This is a genomic window from Mediterraneibacter gnavus ATCC 29149, from assembly GCF_008121495.1.
Lineage (GTDB): Bacteria > Bacillota > Clostridia > Lachnospirales > Lachnospiraceae > Mediterraneibacter > Mediterraneibacter gnavus.
Genome location: NZ_CP043051.1, coordinates 2,546,915 through 2,569,497 on the forward strand (window position 1 = coordinate 2,546,915; position 22,583 = coordinate 2,569,497).

General features: G+C 42.2%; 23 protein-coding genes. 21 read left to right on the forward strand and 2 right to left on the reverse strand.

The genetic code is table 11. From position 1 onward, the window contains the following. Window positions 1-57 precede the first annotated feature (57 nt). A complete protein-coding gene (locus FXV78_RS12545) occupies window positions 58-1,278 on the reverse strand; it encodes an argininosuccinate synthase (protein ID WP_055168329.1) in 1,221 nt (406 codons plus the stop codon). A gap of 278 nt (window positions 1,279-1,556) precedes the next feature. On the opposite strand from FXV78_RS12545, the gene FXV78_RS12550 reads away from it, so the two are divergent. From FXV78_RS12550 to FXV78_RS12625, 16 genes are all read left to right on the forward strand, one after another. Then, window positions 1,557-2,072 (forward strand): cysteine hydrolase family protein, encoded by a 516-nt coding sequence (locus FXV78_RS12550; protein ID WP_004843319.1) that lies wholly within the window; start codon window positions 1,557-1,559, stop codon window positions 2,070-2,072. 34 nt (window positions 2,073-2,106) lie between these two features. After that, a complete protein-coding gene (gene proB, locus FXV78_RS12555; RefSeq protein ID WP_004843318.1) occupies window positions 2,107-2,994 on the forward strand; it encodes a glutamate 5-kinase in 888 nt (295 codons plus the stop codon). A 23-nt stretch (window positions 2,995-3,017) separates the two neighbouring features. Further along, window positions 3,018-4,268 (forward strand): glutamate-5-semialdehyde dehydrogenase, encoded by a 1,251-nt coding sequence (locus FXV78_RS12560; RefSeq protein ID WP_004843317.1) that lies wholly within the window; start codon window positions 3,018-3,020, stop codon window positions 4,266-4,268. A 149-nt stretch (window positions 4,269-4,417) separates the two neighbouring features. Further along, the gene (argC, locus tag FXV78_RS12565) at window positions 4,418-5,458 is read left to right on the forward strand and encodes an N-acetyl-gamma-glutamyl-phosphate reductase (RefSeq protein WP_004843316.1); all 1,041 of its coding nucleotides are present in this window, start codon (window positions 4,418-4,420) and stop codon (window positions 5,456-5,458) included. Window positions 5,459-5,483: 25 nt separating this feature from the next. After that, entirely contained in the window at window positions 5,484-5,930 is a 447-nt protein-coding gene (locus FXV78_RS12570; RefSeq protein ID WP_004843315.1) for a GNAT family N-acetyltransferase, read from the forward strand. A gap of 17 nt (window positions 5,931-5,947) precedes the next feature. Beyond that, on the forward strand, window positions 5,948-7,171 hold the full coding sequence (gene argJ / locus FXV78_RS12575) for a bifunctional glutamate N-acetyltransferase/amino-acid acetyltransferase ArgJ (protein WP_024852608.1): 1,224 nt from the start codon (window positions 5,948-5,950) through the stop codon (window positions 7,169-7,171). A gap of 45 nt (window positions 7,172-7,216) precedes the next feature. Further along, window positions 7,217-8,116 (forward strand): acetylglutamate kinase, encoded by a 900-nt coding sequence (gene argB / locus FXV78_RS12580; RefSeq protein ID WP_004843312.1) that lies wholly within the window; start codon window positions 7,217-7,219, stop codon window positions 8,114-8,116. Then, window positions 8,106-9,290 carry an aspartate aminotransferase family protein gene (locus tag FXV78_RS12585; protein ID WP_039959809.1) on the forward strand — a complete coding sequence of 395 codons (1,185 nt, stop codon included), beginning with the start codon at window positions 8,106-8,108 and terminating at the stop codon, window positions 9,288-9,290. Before argB ends, FXV78_RS12585 begins: the two co-directional genes overlap by 11 nt. Window positions 9,291-9,357: 67 nt before the next feature. Then, window positions 9,358-9,789, forward strand: a complete 432-nt coding sequence (locus FXV78_RS12590; protein WP_004843310.1) for a DMT family transporter — start codon at window positions 9,358-9,360, stop codon at window positions 9,787-9,789. A 127-nt stretch (window positions 9,790-9,916) separates the two neighbouring features. Further along, a complete protein-coding gene (locus tag FXV78_RS12595) occupies window positions 9,917-10,552 on the forward strand; it encodes a helix-hairpin-helix domain-containing protein (protein WP_004843309.1) in 636 nt (211 codons plus the stop codon). 22 nt (window positions 10,553-10,574) lie between these two features. Next, window positions 10,575-11,267 carry a response regulator transcription factor gene (locus FXV78_RS12600; protein ID WP_009243920.1) on the forward strand — a complete coding sequence of 231 codons (693 nt, stop codon included), beginning with the start codon at window positions 10,575-10,577 and terminating at the stop codon, window positions 11,265-11,267. A 37-nt stretch (window positions 11,268-11,304) separates the two neighbouring features. After that, window positions 11,305-12,696 (forward strand): sensor histidine kinase, encoded by a 1,392-nt coding sequence (locus FXV78_RS12605; protein ID WP_004843307.1) that lies wholly within the window; start codon window positions 11,305-11,307, stop codon window positions 12,694-12,696. Window positions 12,697-12,706: 10 nt separating this feature from the next. After that, window positions 12,707-13,636, forward strand: coding sequence for a GerMN domain-containing protein (locus FXV78_RS12610; protein WP_009243918.1), 930 nt, complete (start codon window positions 12,707-12,709; stop codon window positions 13,634-13,636). 2 nt (window positions 13,637-13,638) lie between these two features. Further along, entirely contained in the window at window positions 13,639-14,511 is an 873-nt protein-coding gene (locus tag FXV78_RS12615; protein WP_081448186.1) for a ComEC/Rec2 family competence protein, read from the forward strand. Between the two features lie 60 nt (window positions 14,512-14,571). After that, window positions 14,572-14,769, forward strand: coding sequence for a SymE family type I addiction module toxin (locus FXV78_RS12620; protein ID WP_039959807.1), 198 nt, complete (start codon window positions 14,572-14,574; stop codon window positions 14,767-14,769). 71 nt (window positions 14,770-14,840) lie between these two features. Next, entirely contained in the window at window positions 14,841-15,767 is a 927-nt protein-coding gene (locus FXV78_RS12625; protein WP_004843303.1) for a GIY-YIG nuclease family protein, read from the forward strand. A gap of 44 nt (window positions 15,768-15,811) precedes the next feature. On the opposite strand, the gene FXV78_RS12630 is transcribed toward FXV78_RS12625, so the two are convergent. After that, complete coding sequence (locus tag FXV78_RS12630; RefSeq protein ID WP_004843302.1) at window positions 15,812-16,900, reverse strand: Cfr10I/Bse634I family restriction endonuclease; 1,089 nt, start codon at window positions 16,898-16,900, stop codon at window positions 15,812-15,814. A 172-nt stretch (window positions 16,901-17,072) separates the two neighbouring features. Between FXV78_RS12630 and FXV78_RS12635 the strand changes: the two genes are divergently transcribed. Genes FXV78_RS12635 through FXV78_RS12655 form a run of 5 tightly spaced genes read left to right on the forward strand, consistent with a single transcriptional unit; the run spans window position 17,073 to window position 22,579 of the window. Then, window positions 17,073-17,282 carry a helix-turn-helix domain-containing protein gene (locus FXV78_RS12635; RefSeq protein ID WP_039959805.1) on the forward strand — a complete coding sequence of 70 codons (210 nt, stop codon included), beginning with the start codon at window positions 17,073-17,075 and terminating at the stop codon, window positions 17,280-17,282. Further along, entirely contained in the window at window positions 17,266-18,375 is a 1,110-nt protein-coding gene (locus FXV78_RS12640) for a DNA cytosine methyltransferase (protein WP_004843300.1), read from the forward strand. Before FXV78_RS12635 ends, FXV78_RS12640 begins: the two co-directional genes overlap by 17 nt. Then, entirely contained in the window at window positions 18,372-19,154 is a 783-nt protein-coding gene (locus tag FXV78_RS12645; RefSeq protein WP_004843299.1) for a hypothetical protein, read from the forward strand. The genes FXV78_RS12640 and FXV78_RS12645 overlap by 4 nt, the downstream gene beginning before the upstream one ends. After that, complete coding sequence (locus FXV78_RS12650) at window positions 19,155-21,098, forward strand: AAA family ATPase (protein ID WP_004843298.1); 1,944 nt, start codon at window positions 19,155-19,157, stop codon at window positions 21,096-21,098. Then, window positions 21,098-22,579, forward strand: a complete 1,482-nt coding sequence (locus FXV78_RS12655; protein ID WP_004843297.1) for an LlaJI family restriction endonuclease — start codon at window positions 21,098-21,100, stop codon at window positions 22,577-22,579. Before FXV78_RS12650 ends, FXV78_RS12655 begins: the two co-directional genes overlap by 1 nt. The last annotated feature ends 4 nt before the right edge of the window (window positions 22,580-22,583 follow it).

Genomic DNA, 22,583 nt, shown 5'->3' on the forward strand with positions numbered 1-22,583 from the left:
TCAAATAAAAGATGGCGAAAGTTCGTGTATGAGCTTTCGCCATCTTTTTATTTTATCCTATTTTTCTAATTCCTGCATTTTCATTGCACGCACTTTCAGAGGAAGTCCGAACAGGTTGATAAATCCTTCTGCATCGTGGTGATCATAGAGCTCTCCGGTTGTGAAACTTGCAAGGGATTCACTGTATAATGAGTATGGGGAAGTTGTTCCCGCTTTGATGATGTTTCCTTTGTAAAGCTTGAATTTTACTTCTCCGGTCACATACTGCTGTGTGACATCCACAAATGCCTGGACTGCTTCGCGAAGCGGTGTAAACCATTTTCCTTCGTATACGATCTGTGCCATTTTATTTCCCATGTCTTTTTTTACTTCATAGGTTGCACGGTCGAGTACAAGTTCTTCCAGCTGGTCATGTGCTTCCATCAGGATCGTTCCGCCAGGAGTTTCATAAACACCGCGGGATTTCATTCCAACAACACGGTTTTCTACAATGTCAACGATTCCGATTCCGTGTTTTCCGCCAAGTTTGTTGAGTTCTGTGATGATCTCAGATACTTTCATTTCTTTTCCGTTCAAGCTTTTCGGAACACCTGCTTCAAATGTCATGGTGACATATTCTCCTTCGTCTGGTGCTTTTTCAGGAGAAACACCAAGGACAAGAAGGTCATCGTAGTTTGGCTCACATGCAGGATCTTCCAGCTCCAGCCCTTCATGGCTGATATGCCACAGATTACGGTCACGGCTGTAGCTGTGTTTTGCATCAAATGGAAGATCAATACCGTGAGCTTTGCAGTATTCGATCTCATCTTCACGGGACTGCATGGTCCATACATCTGTCATACGCCATGGAGCAATGATCTTTAAGTCCGGTGCAAGCGCTTTGATTCCGAGTTCAAAACGGATCTGGTCATTTCCTTTTCCTGTTGCACCGTGGCAGATTGCAGTAGCGCCTTCTTTGCGGGCAATCTCTACCAGTTTTTTCGCGATCGGCGGACGAGCCATGGAAGTTCCAAGCAGATATTTGTTCTCATAGACTGCTCCTGCCTTCACACATGGAACAATGTAGTCGTCGCAGAATTCGTCGATGATGTTTTCAATGTAGAGTTTGGAAGCGCCGGATAATTTTGCGCGTTCCTCTAATCCGTCCAGTTCTTCGCCCTGACCACAGTCGATACAGCAGCAGATGACTTCGTAATCAAAATTATCTTTCAGCCATGGTATGATGGCAGTCGTGTCAAGTCCTCCGGAATACGCCAATACAACTTTTTCTTTACTCATAATGATATCCTCCTTAAAAAATCTCTATTGTCTGATATGTTGTTGCCAATCGTGTATGACAAAACCGTTACGCTTTAGAAGCTAATCAGTAATATACACCTAAATTCATAAATATGCAATAGAAAAATGGAAAAAAGTGAAAAATATACAATAAAATTCAAAAAGTATGCATAAAATAAAAAGGGGAATACAGAGCGGATGCAAATATGTTGTTGGAAAGCGATCCAATATCAGTTATAATAAGGGTATTGTAAACTGTGGATTAGGAGAGAATGTGTATGAATATATTAGTTGTAGTAGATATGCAGAATGATTTTATTGATGGTTCTCTGGGCACAGAAGAGGCGCAAAGGATTGTTCCTGAAGTAGTGAAAAAGATACAGACATTTGATGGAACTGTGTTTGCGACAAGAGATACCCACGAAGAGAACTATCTGGAGACGGCAGAAGGAAAAAAACTTCCGGTCAGACATTGTATCCGTGGAACAGAAGGCTGGCAGATCAGACAGGAGATCTCAGATCTTCTGACAGAGGCGCCTGTTGATAAAGTGACGTTCGGAAGCAGGGAGCTTGTGAAAAAGCTGGAGCAGATCCAGGAAGAGACTTCGATCGAGAGCATTACGCTGATCGGGCTTTGTACAGATATCTGCGTGATCTCCAATGCCATGCTCTGTAAGGCGTTTCTGCCAGAGGTTCCCGTACAGGTGGATGCGTCCTGCTGTGCAGGAGTGACGGTGGAGAGTCACATGCAGGCGCTGGAGGCAATGAAGATGTGTCAGATCGACATTTTATAGAAGATACAGGAATGAAAAAAGAGGGTACAAAAAGATGGACAGAAAAGACATACTGCTGAATAAGCAGAGGATTGTGATCAAAGTGGGAACTTCCACGATCACTTATGAAGAAACAGGAAATATCAATCTGGAGAAGCTGGAGAAGTTTGTTCGTATTTTGATCAATCTCAGGAATAAAGGAAAAGAAGTGATCGTTGTCTCATCCGGTGCAGTCGGAGTTGGGAAAAATGCCCTGGGAATGGACAGGCGTCCTCAGACGGAGTCTGAAAAACAGGCATGTGCGGCAGTCGGTCAGGGGAAGCTGATGATGATCTATGAAAAGCTGTTTAACGAATACGGACAGCTCACGGCACAGGTTCTGCTCACAAAAGAATCTGTGACAAATGCCAAATGCCGCAAAAATGCAAAACAGACATTTGATGAGTTGTTTAAGATGCAGGTTGTCCCGATCGTCAATGAGAATGACGCCATTTCGGTGGACGAGCTTTCTTATGGGAACTTCGGAGACAACGATACACTGGCGGCATATGTGTCCCGGCTTGTGGATGCGGATCTTCTGATCCTGATGTCAGATATCGATGGGCTGTACACAGATGACCCGCGAAAAAATCCGAATGCAAGATTTATCCATACGGTCGGCAAGATCGGGCGGGGTCTGGAAAACATGGCAAAAGGAGCATCCAGTGATTGCGGGACAGGGGGTATGGCAACTAAGATCAAGGCTGCAAAAATTGCCACTGCAGCAGGGGCAGATATGATCATTGCAAACGGGGATAATATTTATTCGATCAATGATGTGATGAATGGTAAAAAAGTAGGAACGTTGTTTTTGTCAGAGCAGCATCAGAAAGAGATGGCAGAAGAGGTGGCGCCTGAACGGGCAGAGTTCCGCAGACAGGCAAAACGGGAAAAGAAGGTTTAGATGGTATCAGGAAAGGAGACTGTATGGAAACGTATATGGAGACATTGGGATGCAGAGCAAAAGAAGCATCAAGGGCAGCGGCAAAGCTGACGACCGTTGAAAAGAACAGAGGGCTTGAATTTGTGGCAGAAGAATTATGTCTGCGAAAAGAAGAGTTGCTGTCAGAAAACGAGAAGGACATGGAGGCTGCAAGAGAACAGGGGATGTCCGAAGCACTTCAGGACAGATTGAGACTGACCCAAGCACGGATTGAGGCAATGGCGGAAGGTTTGAGACAGATTGCAGGGCTTTCAGATCCGATCGGGGAAGTCCTTTCCATGAAAAACCGGCCGAATGGACTGCGTATCGGGAAAAAGAGAGTGCCGCTCGGTGTTGTTGGTATTATTTACGAATCCAGACCAAATGTCACAGCAGATGCGTTCGGGCTGTGTTTTAAGACCGGAAACGCAGTGATCCTGCGGGGAGGCAGTGATGCGATCAATTCCAACAAAGCAATCGTACAGGTGATCAAGGCCGGACTTCGCAAAGCCAGATTATCCCAGGATCTGATCCTACTTGTAGAGGATACGAGCAGAGCAGTTGCCACGGAGATGATGCGCCTGCATGAGTATATTGATGTTCTGATTCCAAGAGGCGGTGCCGGGTTGATCTCTACTGTGGTGCAGAACAGTACAGTGCCGGTAATTGAGACAGGAACCGGAAACTGTCATATTTATGTGGATGAGAGTGTGGATGTAACGATGGCTGCGGAAATCATTGAAAATGCGAAGACACAGCGTCTTGGTGTGTGTAATGCATGCGAATCTCTTGTGATCCACGAAAATGTTTTAGAGCAGGCATTGCCGGGTATTGTAAAGCGCCTGAACAATCATCAGGTGGAGATTCGCGGAGATGAGAAGGCGAGAGCAGTCTGCACAGAAATTCTGCCTGCATCAGAAGAAGATTGGGGAATGGAATATCTGGATGCCATTATTTCCGTGAAGACAGTGGCCTCTCTGGATGAGGCAATCCGCCATATCAACCGGTATAATACCGGACATTCCGAGGCGATCATTACAAAAGATTATGACAGTGCGCTGCGTTTTCAGGATGAGATCGATGCAGCAGCAGTGTATGTCAATGCGTCCACCAGATTTACAGATGGATTTGAATTTGGGTTTGGCGCGGAAATCGGGATCAGTACGCAGAAGTTGCATGCAAGAGGACCGATGGGACTGGAAGCGCTGACGACAACAAAATATATTATTTTCGGAAACGGACAGATCCGAAAATAAAAAAATAAAAAACCATGCTTGCATAATATACAAAAAGGATGTATACTTATGCAAACGTGGTTTTTATTTATACAGAAATATGAATAAAATACAAAAAAATGCATACTAAATGAAAAAAATATGAATAAAGTGAGAAAGGAGCTTTCAGAATGATAAAAGCAGGAATTATTGGTTCGACAGGATATGCAGGAGGAGAACTGGTCCGTATTCTGACAGGACATAAAGAGGCAGAGATCAAATGGTACGGTTCCAGAAGCTATATCGATCAAAATTATGCAGATGTATACCGCAATCTTTTTCAAATCGTGGATGCGAAGTGTATGGATGATAACATGGACGCGCTGGCAGATCAGGTGGATGTGATTTTTACGGCAACCCCGCAGGGGCTGTGTGCATCTCTGATCAATGAAGAGATTCTGTCAAAGACAAAAGTGATCGATCTGAGTGCAGATTTTCGGATCAAAGACGTGTCTGTCTATGAAGAGTGGTACAAAATAGAGCATAAAAGTCCTCAGTTTATCGAAGAGGCGGTGTACGGACTTTGTGAGATCAACCGGGAAAAGATCAAAAATGCAAGATTGGTAGCCAATCCGGGATGTTACACAACCTGCTCCATTCTCACAGCCTACCCCCTGGCAAAAGAAGGTCTGATCGATATGAACACACTGATTATTGATGCAAAATCCGGAACGTCAGGAGCCGGGCGGGGTGCAAAAGTGGCAAATCTGTACTGCGAAGTGAATGAAAATATCAAAGCATATGCAGTTGGAAGTCACAGACATACCCCGGAGATTGAAGAACAGCTCGGGTATGCGGCGAATGAGACCGTGAAATTGAGCTTCACACCGCATCTGGTTCCGATGAACCGGGGAATTCTGGTGACGGAATATGCATCGTTGAAAAAGGAAGTCACCAAGGCGGAAATCCGGGAGATTTATGAAACTTATTATGGAAAAGAGCCGTTTATCCGGATTCTGGATGACGGAGTCTGCCCGGAGACAAAATGGGTGGAAGGAAGTAACTATGCAGACATTGGCTTTCAGATCGATCCGCGTACCAACCGCATAATTCTGATGGGAGCCATCGACAACCTGGTAAAAGGAGCAGCAGGGCAGGCGGTACAGAATATGAACCTTCTGTTTGGATACAAGGAACAGGAAGGTCTGGAACTGATTCCGATGTTTCCGTAAAGATTCCATAGGCAGAGGTGAGAAGATGATTCGGACAATGACAATTGAAGATTATGAACAGGTATATGCGCTCTGGAAGAAGATACATGGTTTTGGATTGCGAAGTATCGATGATTCCAGGGACGGTGTGGAAAAATTTTTAAAACGAAATCCGACAACCAGTGTCGTGGCGACAGAAGACGGAAAAATCGTAGGTGCGATCTTGTGCGGGCATGACGGAAGACGAGGCTGTCTGTATCACGTCTGTGTGGATGAAGCGTACCGCAGACGTGGAATCGGGAAAGCAATGGTCGTACAGTCCATGGAGGCTTTAAAAGAAGAAGGAATCAGCAATGTATCTCTGATCGCATTTACGCAGAACGATATCGGAAATGCATTCTGGAATACCATCGGATGGAATGAGCGGCAGGATTTGAACTATTATGATTTTGTGTTGAATACAGAAAATATTACAGCATTTAATGCGCAGTAAATGAGGAGGCATGCACGATGAAAAAAATAACAGGCGGAGTCACAGCAGCAAAAGGATTTGAAGCAGCGGCAGCGGCCGCAGGGATCAAATATGAAAACAGAACAGATATGGCACTTGTATACAGCGTAAAACCGTGCAAAGTGGCAGGAACTTTTACGACCAATGTAGTAAAGGCGGCTCCGGTGAAGTGGGACCGCCGGATTGTGGAATCTAAGATCAAGTCTCAGGCAGTGATCATCAACTCCGGAATCGCAAATGCCTGTACAGGAGAAGAGGGGATGCACTGTTGTCTGGAGACTGCGAAAGCTGCAGCAGAGGCTCTTGAAATTCCGGCAGACGGTGTTCTGGTTGGCTCGACAGGGGTGATTGGGATGCAGATGCCGATTGAAAAATTAAAAAAGGGTATTCAGATTCTGGCAAAAGAAAAACAGTCGGGGGCAGTGGCAGCAAATGCGGCGGCAAAAGCAATCATGACCACAGATACTATGGAAAAAGAAGTGGCAGTGACCGTGGAGATTGGAGGGAAGACCGTTACCATTGGAGGGATGGCCAAAGGATCAGGTATGATTCATCCGAATATGTGCACCATGCTGGCTTTTCTTACAACAGATGCGGTAATCTCCAGAAAAGCGCTCAAAGCAGCACTTTGCGCAGATGTGGAAGAAACGTATAATATGATCTCTGTAGACGGAGATACGTCAACGAATGACACAGTACTTCTTCTGGCGAACGGAATGGCAGAAAATCCAAAAATCAAAGAAGGGACAAAAGAATTTGAAATATTTGCAGAAGCTCTGCATGAGGTCAATGAGACACTAGCAAAAAAAATGGCAGGAGACGGAGAAGGCGCCACAGCATTGTTCGAAGTGACGGTAAGAGGTGCAGATACGAAAGAACAGGCGAAAACACTGGCAAAATCCGTGGTCTGCTCCAATCTGACCAAAGCGGCGATTGCCGGTCATGATGCAAACTGGGGACGGATCTTGTGTGCTATGGGCTATTCCGGTGCCGAATTTGATCCGGAGAAAGTAGATCTGTATTTCAAAAGCAGCGCCGGAGAGTTAAAGATCATCGAAAACGGAGTCGCGCTGGATTACAGTGAAGAAAAGGCCACAGAGATTTTATCCATGCCGGAGGTGACTGCTATTGCAGATCTCGGACAGGGAGAGGAAACAGCAACCGCATGGGGATGTGATCTTACCCACGGATATATCGATATCAATGCGGATTACCGCAGCTAGTACAATGTATATTCAGTAAAAAAGACAGGCAGGAGGAGTGAGAATATGAATGAAAATATGAATCAATATCTGGAGAAGGCGAAAGTACTGATCGAGGCACTGCCGTATATCCAACGGTTTAACCGGAAGATCGTCGTTGTAAAATACGGCGGCAGCGCCATGACAGACGAGGCGTTAAAGCAGAAAGTAATCGAGGACGTTACCTTATTAAAGCTGGTCGGCTTCAAACCGATCATTGTGCACGGAGGCGGAAAAGAAATCAGTAAATGGGTCGGAAAGATCGGCAAAGAACCGCAGTTTATCAACGGACTTCGGGTGACTGATGAAGAGACCATGGAAGTAGCGGAAATGGTACTTGGAAAAGTGAACAAAAGCCTGGTACAGCTTCTGGAAGGACAGGGAGTACGCGCCATCGGAATCAGCGGGAAGGACGGTGGACTTCTGAATGTGGAAAAGAAATATTCCAACGGAGAAGATATCGGATTTGTCGGGGAGATCAAAAAAGTAGATGCACAGATTTTGCATGATCTTCTGGAGAAGGATTTTCTTCCGGTCGTGTGTCCGGTAGGAATGGATGATGAATTCCATACATATAATATCAACGCAGATGATGCAGCCTGTGCCATTGCAAGAGCCATGAAGGCAGAAAAACTGGCATTTCTGACAGATATTGAGGGAGTATATAAAGATCCGAAGGATCCTGCTACTCTCATCTCCGAGCTTCTGGTAAAAGAAGCAAAACAGCTGATCGAAGAGGGCTATATCGGAGGAGGAATGCTTCCTAAGCTGAATAATTGTATTGATGCCATTGAAAACGGCGTTTCCAGAGTGCATATTTTAGATGGGCGGATCCCGCACTGTCTGCTTCTGGAATTCTTTACAAACAAAGGAATCGGTACGGCAATTTTACATGAAGAAGAAAGCAGGTATTATGATGGTGAATGAGAAGATCAAAGCAGCAGAAGAAAATCTAATACACGTATACAATCGGTTTCCAATTGCGCTGGAGAGGGGAGAAGGTGTTTATCTGTATGACACGAACGGGAAAAAATATCTGGATTTTGCAGCCGGATTTGCAGTGTCGGGACTGGGATACGGAAATCAGAAGCTGAATGCGGCACTAAAATTCCAGATCGATCAGCTGTATCATACGTCCAACCTGTATTATCATACCAATTGTGGAGAGGCAGCACAAAAACTGAACCGGATTTCGGGGATGGACCGGGTATTTTTTACGAACAGCGGGTCTGAGGCAAATGAGGGGGCTTTAAAAGCGGCAAGACGATATGCGTATAATAAAAAATCGGGCAGATATCAGTTTATCGCCATGGAAAATTCGTTCCACGGGCGCAGCTTCGGCGCCGTTTCCGTGACTGGACATACTGCGTATAGAGAACCTTTTGAACCGATGCTCCCGGGAGTTTCTTTTGCAGAATTCAATAATCTGGACAGTGTGAAAGCGCTGGTGACGGATCAGACCTGCGCAATTATTTTAGAACCATTACAGGGGGAAGGCGGGATCAATCTTGCTACACAGGAATTCATGGAAGGAATCCGTAAGATCTGTGATGAGAACGATATTCTGATGATCTGTGACGAAGTGCAGTGCGGAATGGGAAGAACCGGCGCGATGTTTGCATGGCAGAAATTCGGGGTAAAACCAGATATTCTGACTATGGCAAAGGGAATTGGAAACGGTATTCCGGTGGGAGCCTTTGCCATGACAGAAAAAGTGGCACAGGCATCGTTAAAGCCGGGAGATCACGGGGCAACTTATGGCGGTAACCCACTGGCATGTATGGCAGTCAAGACGGTGATCGACATTTTTGAGGAAGAAAAGATCGTGGAGCATGTCAATGAAGTGTCAGAATATCTGACAGAACGTCTGGAAGAACTGGTACAACATGTGGATGGCGTGCTGGAACGAAAAGGAACCGGACTGATGCAGGGTATTGTGTTAAAGCAACCGGTCGCGCAGGTAAATAACCGTGCCATTGAGGAAGGACTTCTTGTGATCCAGGCACAGGGCAATGTACTGCGTCTGGTACCTCCGCTTATCATTGAAAAAGAGCATGTGGATGAAATGATCCCAAAATTGACAAAAGCATTGACAGAGTGATAAATGAAAAACCAGGATTCGGGAAATACTAAAAGAAATTGAGAAAAATTTCAGGAGGTAGAAAACGATGACTGGTTTTTTAATTGCCCTTCTTTCCGGGGCGCTGATGAGTGTTCAGGGTGTATTTAATACACAGGTAACAAAGACAACCGGATTGTGGGTCAGCAATATCTGGGTGCAGTTAAGTGCTTTTCTGGCATGTCTGGCGGTATGGTTTCTGGCAGGAAGAGCGGATGTGACGGCACTTGCGAAGGTGGAACCGAAATATATGCTCTTAGGAGGCGTGATCGGAGCAGGGATTACCTGGACCGTAGTTAAGAGCATGGCATCCTTAGGACCGGCAAAAGCAGCACTTCTGATCGTAATTTCCCAGCTGATCGTGGCGTATGTGATCGAGCTTCTGGGGATGTTTGGTGTGGAAAAATCGCCGTTTGCATTCCGGAAGCTGGCAGGGCTTGTTGTGGCACTGATCGGGATTGCAATCTTCCAGTGGGAATAGAGCGTCAGAATTGTAATAAATGCGTAACAGGATTGTAAAAATGTTATTGTAATTTTGAGCGTTTTTCGTTACAATATTACTGTCCAATATAAAAGGGGATTCCTTGCGTCTGAGATTGTGAGGAAATATGAGGGACAGATGGAAAAAGAAAGCTTATTATACAGTTGTTATGATCTTGACTGCGTTGTGCCTGATCAGCGGGTGCGGGCAAGAGTCGGGGGAAGAACTTAAGGAGATTTCTCTGGAGGAGACACAGAAAGAAAAAGAAGAGTCCTCTGCAGAAGAAAAGAAGGTTGAAGACAAAGAACCGAAGAAAGAGACAAAGATTTTTGTCTATCTGTGCGGAGCAGTCGGAAAGCCCGGCGTGTATGAAGTGGGCAGTGACGACAGGCTTTATGAAGTCATTGCCATGGCGGGCGGACTGACAGCCGAGGCTGCACAGGATGCAGTGAATCAGGCAAGGGTTGTTGTGGACGGAGAGCAGATCTACATTCCCACCAAAGAGGAGATGCAGACACAGGCAGCAGCACAGCCGGGGGCAAGTCCGGCAGAAGGAACAAAGCCGCAGGACGGAAAAGTCAATCTTAATACGGCGACAAAAGAAGAATTGATGACGTTGTCCGGTGTAGGCGAGTCCCGGGCGGACAGTATTATTGCCTATCGGGAAGAAAACGGCAGGTTCCAGAATACAGAAGAGCTGATGCAGATCAGAGGAATCAAAGAAGGTCTGTATAATAAGATTAAAGATAATATTACAGTATAGCAGGAAGTTGAAGGAAGAAAGTATGAGCAAGAAGAAGATCTTAGTAGTTGACGATGAAAAGTTGATCGTGAAAGGGATACGGTTCAGTCTGGAACAGGACGACATGGAGGTGGACTGTGCCTATGACGGTGAGGAAGCACTGCAGTATGCAAAGAACTGCGAGTATGACCTCGTGCTGCTGGATGTGATGCTCCCGAAGATGGATGGGTTTCAGGTTTGTCAGGCCATCCGTGAGTTTTCCGACATGCCGATCGTCATGCTGACTGCCAAAAGTGAGGATATGGACAAGATACTCGGGCTGGAGTACGGAGCGGATGATTATATTACGAAGCCGTTCAATATTCTGGAAGTCAAGGCCCGGATCAAAGCGATCATGAGAAGGACTGCGAGAAAAGAGGAGAGTGCGCAGACTGCCAAGATTCTGGTCAAAGGCAATATGCGGATCGACTGTGAGAGCAGAAGAGTGTTTATCGGAGAGCGTGAGATCAATCTGACAGCAAAAGAATATGATGTGCTGGAGCTTCTTGCCATGAATCCGAACAAAGTCTACAGCCGTGAGAATCTGCTGGATCTTGTATGGGGTGTGGATTATCCGGGGGATGCCAGAACAGTGGATGTACATATCAGAAGGCTTCGGGAGAAGATCGAGCTGAATCCGAGCGAGCCGAAGTATGTACACACAAAATGGGGGGTAGGTTATTATTTCCAGGGATAAATTACATATCAGAGTAAAGAATCATATATTTAAAAGCATGCGGTTCTGGCTGATCGTGCTGTTTGTGGTGTTTGGGCTGATCCCATGTCTGGCTTCTTATGTCTGGACAGTGAAAACATCTGAGCAGCGTGCCATTTCGGTCAGAACAGCAGAAATTCAGAATCAATGTACTATTCTAAGCAATCAGCTGAACAGTTATCAGTATCTGACCAACCCGTCTTCAGAAGTGATCGATGCAAATTTAACCCAACTGACCAATATTTATAACGGACGCGTGATGATCATCAACCAGAACCTGGATGTGATCAAGGATACGTATGGTCTGGATGAAGGAAAGACGATGGTATCTGAAAATGTGATCCGTTGTCTCAGGCAGGGCAAGAGCACGAGCTACTATGACAAAAAGAACCGGTACGTCGAGGTAACCGCACCGGTCATTTCGGAAGAAAAGGCAGTGACAGGAGTGATGCTGGCCAGTGTTTCTATGGATACGGTCCTGGATGGGATCCGTATGCTGCGCGCACAGGGCGGCGCAGTTCTGATCGTAGTCTTTCTGGTCGTATTGTCCCTTGGGATACTTGTGGCAGGATGGTTTGTACGTCCGCTTGGAAGGATCACTGCGTCTATTGAGAATGTGACAGAAGGGTATGAAAGTGAATGGCTGCATGTAGGGACATTTTCGGAGACAGGGCAGCTGTCTGATGCGTTTAACAAGATGCTGGGAAGATTAAAACAGCTCAATGATTCCAGAGAGGAGTTTGTATCCAATGTCTCTCATGAGTTAAAGACACCGCTGACATCCATGAAAGTGCTGGCAGATTCCCTGCTTGCCCAGGAAAATGTGCCGATTGAGCTGTATCAGGAATTTATGGGAGATATCGCAAAGGAGATTGATCGGGAAAATGACATTATCAGTGATCTTCTGACGCTGGTCAAGATGGACAAGACAGTACAGGGACTGAATATCAGACAGATCAATATCAATGAGCTTCTGGAGGCAATCTTAAAACGATTGAAGCCGATTGCCGATAAGAAAAAAATCGAGGTGGTACTGGAAAGCTTCCGACCCGTTTCTGCGGAGATCGATGAGATGAAGCTGACACTCGCCATTTCCAATCTGGTAGAGAATGCGATCAAATATAACCGGGACGAAGGATGGGTAAGAGTTTCCCTGAATGCGGATCACAAGTACTTTTATGTGAAGGTGATGGACTCCGGCATTGGAATTCCGGAAGAGGATCAGGCACATATTTTTGAGCGGTTTTACCGGGTGGACAAGTCTCATTCGAGAGAAATCGGAGGAACAGGTCTGGGACTTGCCATTGCCCGTAATGCAGTGATCATGCACAGAGGATCGATCAAAGTTTACAGCAGTAAGGGAGAGGGAACCACGTTTACCGTCCGGATTCCTCTGACCTATGCAGCATAAGGGGGAGCAGATGAAAAAAGTCAGAAAAATTCTCCTCATTTTTCTGGGAATCTGTCTTGCGTGCACGACAGTTTCCTGTGCCAAACGTACGAAGGTAAAAAAAGGAGATTCTTATATTTATTGTTTAAACAGTGACAGGACCGGGCTTCAGAAAGTGTCCTATGAGAGCAAAGAAAAGGATCCGCTCAAGGCGGCAAAAGCAATGATAAAAGAGTTGAAAAAGCCGTCTGAGGAGATTGAGTATACGCCGCCGATTCCGAAGGATGTGAAAGTGAAGCGTTATGAACTGGAGGGAGGAATCCTGTATCTGGATTTTAATGCAAAATATAAACAAATGGATACCGTGGAAGAGACTCTGGTGAGAGCGGCTCTGGTAAAATCTTTAGTCAGGATCGAGGGAATCAACAGTGTCTGGATCAAAGTGGAAGGCGCGGATCTGACTGACAGCTCGGGACAGGTACTCGGATATCTCAATGAAGATGATTTTGTGCAAAGCGAGGGCGCTTCGCCGAGTTCGTATCAGACAGGGACGCTCACTTTATATTTTTCCAATGAAGCAGGAGATGCTTTGGTGGAGCAGACAATGGAAGTCCGCTATAACAGCAATATTTCCAGGGAGAAGCTGATCGTGGAAAAGCTGATGAAAGGCCCGGAGACGTCGGCCGCAAAAGCAACGATCAATCCGGATACCAACCTGCTGAGTGTGACAACAAAGGATGGAATCTGTTATGTGAATTTTGATAAGACCTTTTTAAAAGGTGCCTATGATGTCAAACCGCAGGTGACGATTTATTCTTTGGTCAATTCACTGACACAGGGAACCGGAGTCAGGAAAGTGCAGATATCCATTAACGGCGAAAACGATGTCAAATATATGCAGACTGTAGATTTGAGTCAGCCATTGGAGGCTGACCTGGGATGGAATGAGGAGAAGAAGTAGTTTTGAGAAAACGACCGCTTTGTACGGCGGCAGTGGCAGTTCTGATTCTGCTGGCAGCAGTGAACATCTGGTTTGAATCCGCGATTTCAAATCCGTGTACACTGCGCCGGATCATCCCGGATGCTTCACAGGTGACTGTGACAGGGCAGGTGAAGCGGTGGGAGGAAAAGCCTGATTACAGGATATTTTATCTGAGAGACTGCCAGGTGCTGCAAAAAGAGAATAATACCAATTCTGACAGGCAATCTGTCAACAAGCAATTCAAAGAACAAGTCAAAGCAAAGGTGCTGCAAGAGCCGGAGCTTCTAATTTATATCGAACAGGATCAAAAAGAAACTCAAACAATCAAACTTGGAAATCAAATACAGATTCAGGGGGAACTTTCGTATTTTAAAGAGGCGAGAAATCCCGGGAATTTTGATCAGAAATTTTATTATGAAAAACAGGGACTTCACGCAAGTATATGGGTGAAAAACTGCCGGATCACAGATCAGGAAACGTGGAAATTCCGGGAATGGCTGGCAAAATTAAGAAGAAACTGGAAGAGACTTTTAGTCAGTCAGATGGGAGCACGTCACGGAAACAGCATGAGCGCGATCTTACTGGGAGAGAAAAGTGAACTGGATGCCCAGATGAAAGCATTGTATCAGAAAAGTGGGATCGGCCATATTCTGGCGATATCAGGTGTTAAGACTCTAAAGTTGGGTATCCCCCTAGTGCCTGAAACCCGCATAAACTGGGCATTTGTGCCACTACATATCGCTATAATTTACATTCTAAAACTGTGCTTAGACGAGGAAATTATTCCCCGTTGTCGTTTCCCTTGTTCAAGGGGGTATCTCACAAATTATATAAATTGGCAAAAGAAGCAATAATTCAGCGTAAGTTTAATCTTATGGCAGAAGTCTAAAAAATAGCAAAAGGAGAAGATGAATATGGCATATAAAAAATATAGGGAAATGAAGGTTTATGAAGCGAGCGGATACCAGTACAAGCGAACACCAAGTATTATCCTGAAAGGAAAATGGCTCTCAGAGTTGGGATTTGACATCGGAGAGCAAATTGAGGTGAAGTGCGAAGACGGTCGATTGATTATAACAAAAGCAAATGAAATATGGAGTGCTGAAGCCTGATGTAGTGTCTTGACCGACTTAGTTAAAGCTGCTAAAATTAACATTATTATGTATACTAAGGAAGTGATGAAGTGGCAAGAGGAAAAGTGATTAGCGTTTATCTTATAGATGGTGTGGCTAATGGAAAAATTAAAGCAACAATATCCAATTGGAATGGCATTGCTTACAAAATTCCAAGAAGGCTCTTGGATGAATGCAAGGAGTTGGAGGCATTTAAACAGAGCGGAGTTTACTTCCTTTTTGGTAATAATATGGTATATGTAGGTCAGGCAGAAGTTAGAAAAAATGGGAAAGGGATACACCAGAGAATACTTGATCACGAAAATGATAAATATAAAGATTGCTGGGATGAAGTTGTAATTTTTACAAGAAAAGATAACTCACTCGGTCGTACAGACATTTCTTATTTGGAAAACCGCTTTTATAATAAGGCATTGGATGCAGGACGATTCCATGTACAAAACGGAAATGAACCAACCATAGGAACAGTAACGGAAGAAAAAGAAAGTGAATTAGAAGAGTACATAGATCAGGCTGAACTGGTTTTAGGAGCATTGGGGTATAAGGTTTTTGAACCCGTGGTGGCATCTGTATCTGAGCCGGAAGTTGAACAGGAGCATTTGGTTTCCGATAGGTCAGTTCCAGATTTGCCAGAAGGTGTTATTGGGGTAGGTGATTTTATATTGCAATCGATGAGAAATTTGGAAGCCTCAGGATATGTTTTTTCTGATGAGCAAATGCAGATTTTATTGAATCCGACAGAATGTAATAAAAAAGAACTTTTTAATTTACAGAATTCGAATGTGGCTTTCTTCAAATTATATGATCCAGATGAAGAAAAGCCACATTATCTTAGCGGTATGCAGAGATATTACACCCCAAAAAAAGTTGTACTTACATTCGGAAAATATAAGGTTTTGTTGACAAAAGAATGGTATGATAAATATAATCACCGTGAGTTATTTAAAAAATGGTATATGTCTTTAAAAAATCAATAGAATGCAAAGAACGGGCAATGCAAAAAGCACTGTCCGTTTTCATATTAAAAATTAAGCATTAACTGCATTTGAGAGTCGATTTGAGAGAAATTTGTACAAGAAATTAATTTATCAACAGCCCATACAGGTCCGAGCATTGGTGATACAATAGAACCTACTAAACCAGTGTTTAACGCTTCTGTATCAGCATTTGAAACATTGGATAATGATATTGCAAAAAACTTTCCATTGAGATCATTGTAAGTCAATGCGGTATCAAGAGGGGCCATTCCCATAGCTGAATAAACTTGAATCCACTGCAAAATAGTTTTAACGTGATCTCCTTCATGTACCCATTGATACCTTCGGTCAGGACGAATTGAATTTTTTATAGATAAAAAACACTGAAGGTTGCTGGATGGAAGGACCGTGTTTCTAAAATAATTAAATAATGAATCCAGATGGCAAGTTATATCTGTACTCAAATTAGGAATGTCGGAGTATGGATCAAAGTTTGTAATGCCAGTGTTTTGCCATAGTGTTCGGATAGTTGAACTATCATATTTTAAGATTACAGCATCTGGATTGCTAGAGATAAGCTCAAAACGTCTACCATAATTTGAATTGGCTGGCGATACAATTTTAGCACTTTGTGTTTGGGGGTAATTTGAAAGTGCTTGTGTTATGTTTGGAAGAAGAAGCTGAGTCCAGTCATTATTTTCAGAATTACGGTTTGGTAATTTTATATAAACATAAACACTATGAGTACCATTTTGAGCGGTTGTTTTATTGGTCGTATTTATTTTGGCTAAACTGTTCCATGCGAATGCAGCATAGGCATATTCAGTCCATTTACCATTACAGTTATTAAACGCCGATCCTGAAGGCAATGAGATATCGCTGGAACCGATGGATGCTAAGTAAACATTGGCATCGTTAAAATTTTGCAGAGCCTGTTGATGCAATGAATGTACAAAGTCACTTATTTCCATCGTAGAAGATGGGAGTCCTGTTCCATATACATCAGCTAAAGTCTCTGTTGTTGGAATGCCAGACGTGACATTATTATTTTTTTGATCTCTAGTATTGATTATAGTTTGAATTGTCGTTGACAGAGCTGATCCAGTAAAATTTATTTTAGGAATATGTGCCATAATGTTTTCCTCCCTGTGTGAAGATGAATAATAATATTTTATCACGAAAGAATGAAAAAGTATATTGGATATTCTTTTAGACGAATAAAATGGTCATGATTGAAATAAAGAACTTGATTTTATTCGCTTAAAAGTATAAAATAAGATGAAATTATAAGTGAGAGGTATGCATATGGAATATATGACTATTCAAGAAGCTGCAAGGAAATGGAGAATTTCAAGCAGACGAATTCAAGTATTATGCTCAGAGAATAGGATAAACGGTGCTGTTAAGTTTGGACGGCAGTGGGCAATTCCAGTGGAAACGGAAAAACCATTGGATGCTAGAATAAAAACAGGAAAATATATCAAGGGAGACAATAAAAATGGCACAGAAGCGTAAATTGAAAATCTTTTCTTTTTTTTCAGGAAGTGGATTCCTTGATTTAGGGTTTGAAACTAATGGTTTTGATATAGAATTTGTTAATGAATTTCATCCAGCCTTTATGAAGGCATATAAATATTCGAGGGAAAAAATGGGCTTAAAGAGTCCGACGTATGGATATTTTAATGGAGATGTAAACGAGTTTTTGGAAAATAAAAAAGATGATATGCATTCGTGGATGAGAGATGCACAAAAAGATGGAAGTTTAATTGGCTTCATAGGAGGGCCACCTTGTCCAGATTTTTCTATTGCAGGAAAAAATAAAGGTAAAGATGGAGATAACGGAAAATTATCACTGTCATATACAAATTTGATTATAGAAATGAAACCAGATTTTTTCCTTTTTGAGAATGTAAAGGGACTTTGGAGAACTGCTCGTCATAGAGCCTTTTATGAGGAATTAAAGGAAAAAATGCAACACGCAGGTTATGTGTTAACGGATAGACTTACGAATGCATTAGAATATGGAGCACCACAGGACAGAGATAGAATATTACTTTTTGGTATTCAAAAGCAAATATTGGCAGATAATCAAATATCAAAATTTTCGTGGGAAAAATATCAAAAGTATTCATTGGAAGAAATTAAAACAATGCCGTGGCCAAGTACTGATATATTTAAGGAAAATAGTAATACTGAGTGCCCAAGTGGAATTCCAAAAGAACTTACAGTGGAATATTGGTTTGAAAAAAATCATGTAATTAAGCATCCAAATGGAAAGGATTATTTTACACCACGAGGGGGATTGGCTAGAATGCAGACGATAGAAGAAGGAGACGTTAGTAAAAAATCATATAAGCGTTTACATCGGTGGAGGTATTCTCCGACAGTGGCTTATGGTAATAATGAAGTTCATTTGCATCCATATAAAGCTAGACGATTATCAGCAGCAGAAGCGATGTCTTTGCAGACTTTGCCAGAAGCATTTGAATTACCGTCAGACATGACTCTTACAGATAAATTTAAAACGATAGGAAATGGTGTTCCTTATCTTCTTTCAAGCGGTATAGCAAAAACTGTCTATGATTTTTTGGAGGGACTTGTTGAATGAAAAAAACATTTAATGATGTACTTGCCGACATCGAGAAAAATCTGATAGGAAAAACTTTACATGGGATATCTGGAACTGCTTCTGCATTTACTATTGTAGAAGTGGACTATCAGAATAATAATGTAGTACTTGATGTGCAAGGAAAAAGAAAAACTTGGACATTTGAAAGGCTGGAAAAGGTCTGGAAGGAAATGTATTATCGACCAGCGGCAAATGTTGAGGTAGTATTCGGTGGATCGGGTTCTAGCAGAAATCAAGTGGAAACCATATATGCAAATTTAGGGTATGTGGAATGGCTTTATGTAAAGAGTAAAAAATGTATAGCATATGTAGGAGATGATACGCATCCATACGGTGAATTAAAACATATGGATGAAGATAAAGAAGTAGAGTACCAAGGATTAATGATGTCAACTAATCCACGCAATCCAATTTTATCTACGGATGAAAATTTTAAAGATGATTCAGATAATGAATATGTACGTGCAGCAGGAGAACTCTGCGAGTATGCGGATGAAAATGGCGTTGCTTTAACTGTAACAAAGGACGAAATTTACAAAGCATTGCAGGAATTTCAGAATCACTTTTCTCCAGAAAAATTACAAGAGCTTTCAGAAGATGACATATTGCAGTATATTTTTTATACTACTGGAGATAATACTAATTCATTATGTTGTTGGCTCGAAATGAATAAAGATTGCCGTAATTATTTTGGAAGCATTTCAGGTGGATCAGCATATAAATTTGGACTTTTTCAAAAAAAAGAAACAGGAATATAGATGACAGGAAGTCCTCAAAAACCACAGGAATTATCGGAGGAAGAGGCCAGAAAAATTGGTATAGATATGCGAGATGCTCTCGTCAGAGGGGCAACAATAATAAGAAATGCATCTATTAATACATTAGAGGATTGTGAAAAAATGGATGCTGATCTTCAGGCTGCCATAGGAATACAATATTATAATTGGTCGTGGTTTCACAAATATTTTTCTATGATTTGTCCTGAGAAATTGTCTGGATTTCATTCTACTGATTGGCAGATGCATATTTTAAGAGCAATGCGAATAGTACCGAGTGAAAAATATTATGGTAGAAGTGGCCAAATTGCAATGGTTCAGAATCATGCAAAGTGGCTTTATAGAGAATTTTTTGATGTTACATATGCGAAATTTGGTAATCCACGTCAATTTGTTAGGTTAGGGACATCTGATTCAAGCAAGAATTATGCTGCAGAATGGGCAAAACGTGGAGTTGTAGGAATTGGCTGGAGAGAGCTTGGAAAGTTATCGGAATATATTAAAGGGGAAAGTATTGACAGGAAAGAAATTCAAGAAAAATTAAGCGAGATTTATTATCCAAATGATGAAAGAACGGCTTCCAGAAAAGCAGGTGAGGTATCTAATTTCTATAAATCTGATATAAATACAGTATTTGTTTTGATGGATGGAGAACAATTGATTGCGTTAGCGGATGATGTTGGTTCTTATTTCTACGATGAAACATCTCCGATGGCTCACTTAAAAACGGCAAAATGGAGATTTCCTTTTGAAGAAAATGAGAAAATGCCGGAGAAATCAGAGGGAAAAATGACCTCTTGTTATCCGTTAACAAAAGAAGATAATATTTTGTATTTATATGATAAATATTATTATAGTGATGATCTGGGTAATCATCTTACAGAAAATATAGTAAGTGAATCAGAAAAAAAGGTACGAGGAAGAAAACCGAATTATCATACGGGGTTATATTCAATGCATGAAAGAAACCGTATTGTTTTTGGTGCGCCGGGAACTGGAAAAAGCTATCAGCTAAAAATAGATTGCGAAAAAGAACTAAATGGGACAGTTGGTGATTACGAGCGTGTAACATTTCACCCGGATTATTCCTATTCAAAATTTGTAGGAACATATAAACCTGTTACTGACTCAAATGGGACAATCAAATATACTTTTGTTCCGGGACCTTTTATGCGCCTGTATGTACAGGCTATTAAAAGTGGTTGGACTGAAACACCACAACCTTTTCTTCTTATTATTGAGGAAATAAATAGGGCAAAGGTAGCAGCAGTGTTTGGAGATATATTCCAATTATTGGATAGGGATGATGATGGCGTTAGTGAATATGATATACATGCATCTGAGGACGTAAAAAATTATTTAGCCGGAGCATTAGATGGAAGACCAGAGGATTATCAAAAAATCAAAATACCAGATAATATGTTTATCTGGGCTACAATGAACAGTGCCGATCAGGGTGTATTTCCAATGGATACTGCATTTAAGAGAAGATGGAACTTTGAATATCTTGGTATTAATAAAAACGAGGAAAAGATTTCTGGCATTGGAAAAATAGAACTTGCCGGAAGTGATGAACCTGTTGAGTGGAATATTCTCCGCAGAGCTATCAATGCAAAAATGTCATCAGATCAGTTTAAAATTAATGAAGACAAGCTGATGGGGCCATTCTTCCTTTCAAAGAAGGTACTTGCTTCTGATGAGAATGGCATGATTATTGATACAAAAAAATTTGTAGATGCATTTAAGAGTAAGGTAATTATGTATCTGTATGAAGATGCAGTTAAACAGGGCAAGCACAGATTCTTTGATGGATGTGATAACAGCAAATATTCATCTGTGTGTGATGCTTTTAATGAAATAGGAATGGGAATCTTCGGACCAAATTTCAAGGAAAACTTTTATGATAAACAAAAGGATGAGGCATAATGAGAGTTGTTTCACGGTATGTCAGGGAACAGAAGCGTTATACGAAAAATGACCTTAAAAGCAAGTTTTCCTTTGACGAAGACGGAGTAGAAAAATTTATTAAAAATCTCAAAGCCTATGGTGTCTTGAAGAGTGTAAAAAATACCGATGACCAGCTCGAAATGTCAGACCTTGTAGATGACGATGTGGAAATTACGGATGAAACGGCAGAGAGTGGTGACTGTCTGTATGTATTTACATATGTCGGAGTCATCACCTGTGGAAGCCGTGTCATAAAGGTTTATCCAAAGTATCTGCTGTCAAAGAAAGACGATAATGTTCTGGATGAGATGAAACAGGTTGTTAAAGTACTTGAGCGTTACAGCCGTTCCGAAGAGCAGATTATCAATGTTTTCAATGGTGATGGAGAGAACAGAAGTTTTAATATACTTGCGGTTATCCTGTTCCTGATTAATGATTATTACGAATATGGCATCTATACGAACAGTGAGGATATAATAGAAGTAAATGGAGAGGGCGAAATCCTCTGGGGAAAAACCATTGATGAGAGCTTTGCCATGATCGAGGATAACCGTCCGTATTATATGGAACTCTATACGGAGAAATCTGTAGAAGATGACATGGATTATTTCAAACGTCTGCATGAATGTGTGCTTACGGAATGTTCCAGACAGCTTCGTGATGCACAATTAGATGCTCTTTTTGATATGGATGTCATAGAGCTTTCCGAGGAAACACTGGCCGATTTTGGTGACAAGGAATATGTGTTAGAACGGATTATAAAGGAACTGAATCTTCAGTTTAATACGCACAGGCAGATTCTGCTCAAAACACTATATGCTTATGTGTCCCAGGACAGAAGAATGCTTGATGAGAATGATGGTATCAGTATGTTTGGAACAACAGCGTACCATGCGGTCTGGGAGAAAGCCTGTGCGGAAGTGTTTGACAATAAGCTGAATACTACCCTTGCACAGCTTAAGATGACTGTTCCGCTTGCAGATAAGTATAACAGCAAAACGGCAAAGAGACAGAAGCTGATAGATATTATAGAAAAGCCTATATGGCAAGGAGAAGATACGGAAGCAAAGGCAGCAGATACCCTTATTCCCGATTTGATCAGTATTCCGTGCATAGACGGAAAGGACTGGTTCATAATATTTGATGCCAAATATTATAATCTTCAACTGGAAAAAGGAAAGTCCCTCAGGGGAAATCCGGGAGTCGGAGATGTAACAAAACAATATCTGTATCAGCTTGCCTATAAGGATTTTATTAATGCACATGGCATTGCAGAAGTCAGGAACTGTTTTCTGATGCCAACGGAGAAAAAAGATATTGTAAAAAAAGGCTGTGCCAGAATGGCTATGCTTGAAGCACTCAATCTGAAAAACATACAAATTCGTCTGATTCCGGCAGCAGAGTTATATGATAATTATCTGACCGGAAATCATATGGATATTACACGATTGGAGTTGTAATAAA

Excerpts from the sequence above, each read along its gene's own strand:
- proB (WP_004843318.1), top strand. The coding sequence starts at position 2,107 with ATGGACAGAAAAGACATACTGCTGAATAAGCAGAGGATTGTGATCAAA.
- FXV78_RS12560 (WP_004843317.1), top strand. The coding sequence starts at position 3,018 with ATGGAAACGTATATGGAGACATTGGGATGCAGAGCAAAAGAAGCATCA.
- FXV78_RS12610 (WP_009243918.1), top strand. The coding sequence starts at position 12,707 with ATGAAAAAAGTCAGAAAAATTCTCCTCATTTTTCTGGGAATCTGTCTT.
- FXV78_RS12650 (WP_004843298.1), top strand. The coding sequence starts at position 19,155 with ATGACAGGAAGTCCTCAAAAACCACAGGAATTATCGGAGGAAGAGGCC.
- FXV78_RS12545 (WP_055168329.1), bottom strand. The coding sequence starts at position 1,278 with ATGAGTAAAGAAAAAGTTGTATTGGCGTATTCCGGAGGACTTGACACG.
- FXV78_RS12655 (WP_004843297.1), top strand. The coding sequence starts at position 21,098 with ATGAGAGTTGTTTCACGGTATGTCAGGGAACAGAAGCGTTATACGAAA.
- FXV78_RS12590 (WP_004843310.1), top strand. The coding sequence starts at position 9,358 with ATGACTGGTTTTTTAATTGCCCTTCTTTCCGGGGCGCTGATGAGTGTT.
- FXV78_RS12630 (WP_004843302.1), bottom strand. The coding sequence starts at position 16,900 with ATGGCACATATTCCTAAAATAAATTTTACTGGATCAGCTCTGTCAACG.
- FXV78_RS12635 (WP_039959805.1), top strand. The coding sequence starts at position 17,073 with ATGGAATATATGACTATTCAAGAAGCTGCAAGGAAATGGAGAATTTCA.
- FXV78_RS12570 (WP_004843315.1), top strand. The coding sequence starts at position 5,484 with ATGATTCGGACAATGACAATTGAAGATTATGAACAGGTATATGCGCTC.
- FXV78_RS12640 (WP_004843300.1), top strand. The coding sequence starts at position 17,266 with ATGGCACAGAAGCGTAAATTGAAAATCTTTTCTTTTTTTTCAGGAAGT.
- argB (WP_004843312.1), top strand. The coding sequence starts at position 7,217 with ATGAATGAAAATATGAATCAATATCTGGAGAAGGCGAAAGTACTGATC.
- FXV78_RS12585 (WP_039959809.1), top strand. The coding sequence starts at position 8,106 with ATGGTGAATGAGAAGATCAAAGCAGCAGAAGAAAATCTAATACACGTA.
- FXV78_RS12620 (WP_039959807.1), top strand. The coding sequence starts at position 14,572 with ATGGCATATAAAAAATATAGGGAAATGAAGGTTTATGAAGCGAGCGGA.
- argJ (WP_024852608.1), top strand. The coding sequence starts at position 5,948 with ATGAAAAAAATAACAGGCGGAGTCACAGCAGCAAAAGGATTTGAAGCA.
- argC (WP_004843316.1), top strand. The coding sequence starts at position 4,418 with ATGATAAAAGCAGGAATTATTGGTTCGACAGGATATGCAGGAGGAGAA.
- FXV78_RS12645 (WP_004843299.1), top strand. The coding sequence starts at position 18,372 with ATGAAAAAAACATTTAATGATGTACTTGCCGACATCGAGAAAAATCTG.
- FXV78_RS12550 (WP_004843319.1), top strand. The coding sequence starts at position 1,557 with ATGAATATATTAGTTGTAGTAGATATGCAGAATGATTTTATTGATGGT.
- FXV78_RS12605 (WP_004843307.1), top strand. The coding sequence starts at position 11,305 with ATGCGGTTCTGGCTGATCGTGCTGTTTGTGGTGTTTGGGCTGATCCCA.
- FXV78_RS12600 (WP_009243920.1), top strand. The coding sequence starts at position 10,575 with ATGAGCAAGAAGAAGATCTTAGTAGTTGACGATGAAAAGTTGATCGTG.
- FXV78_RS12595 (WP_004843309.1), top strand. The coding sequence starts at position 9,917 with ATGAGGGACAGATGGAAAAAGAAAGCTTATTATACAGTTGTTATGATC.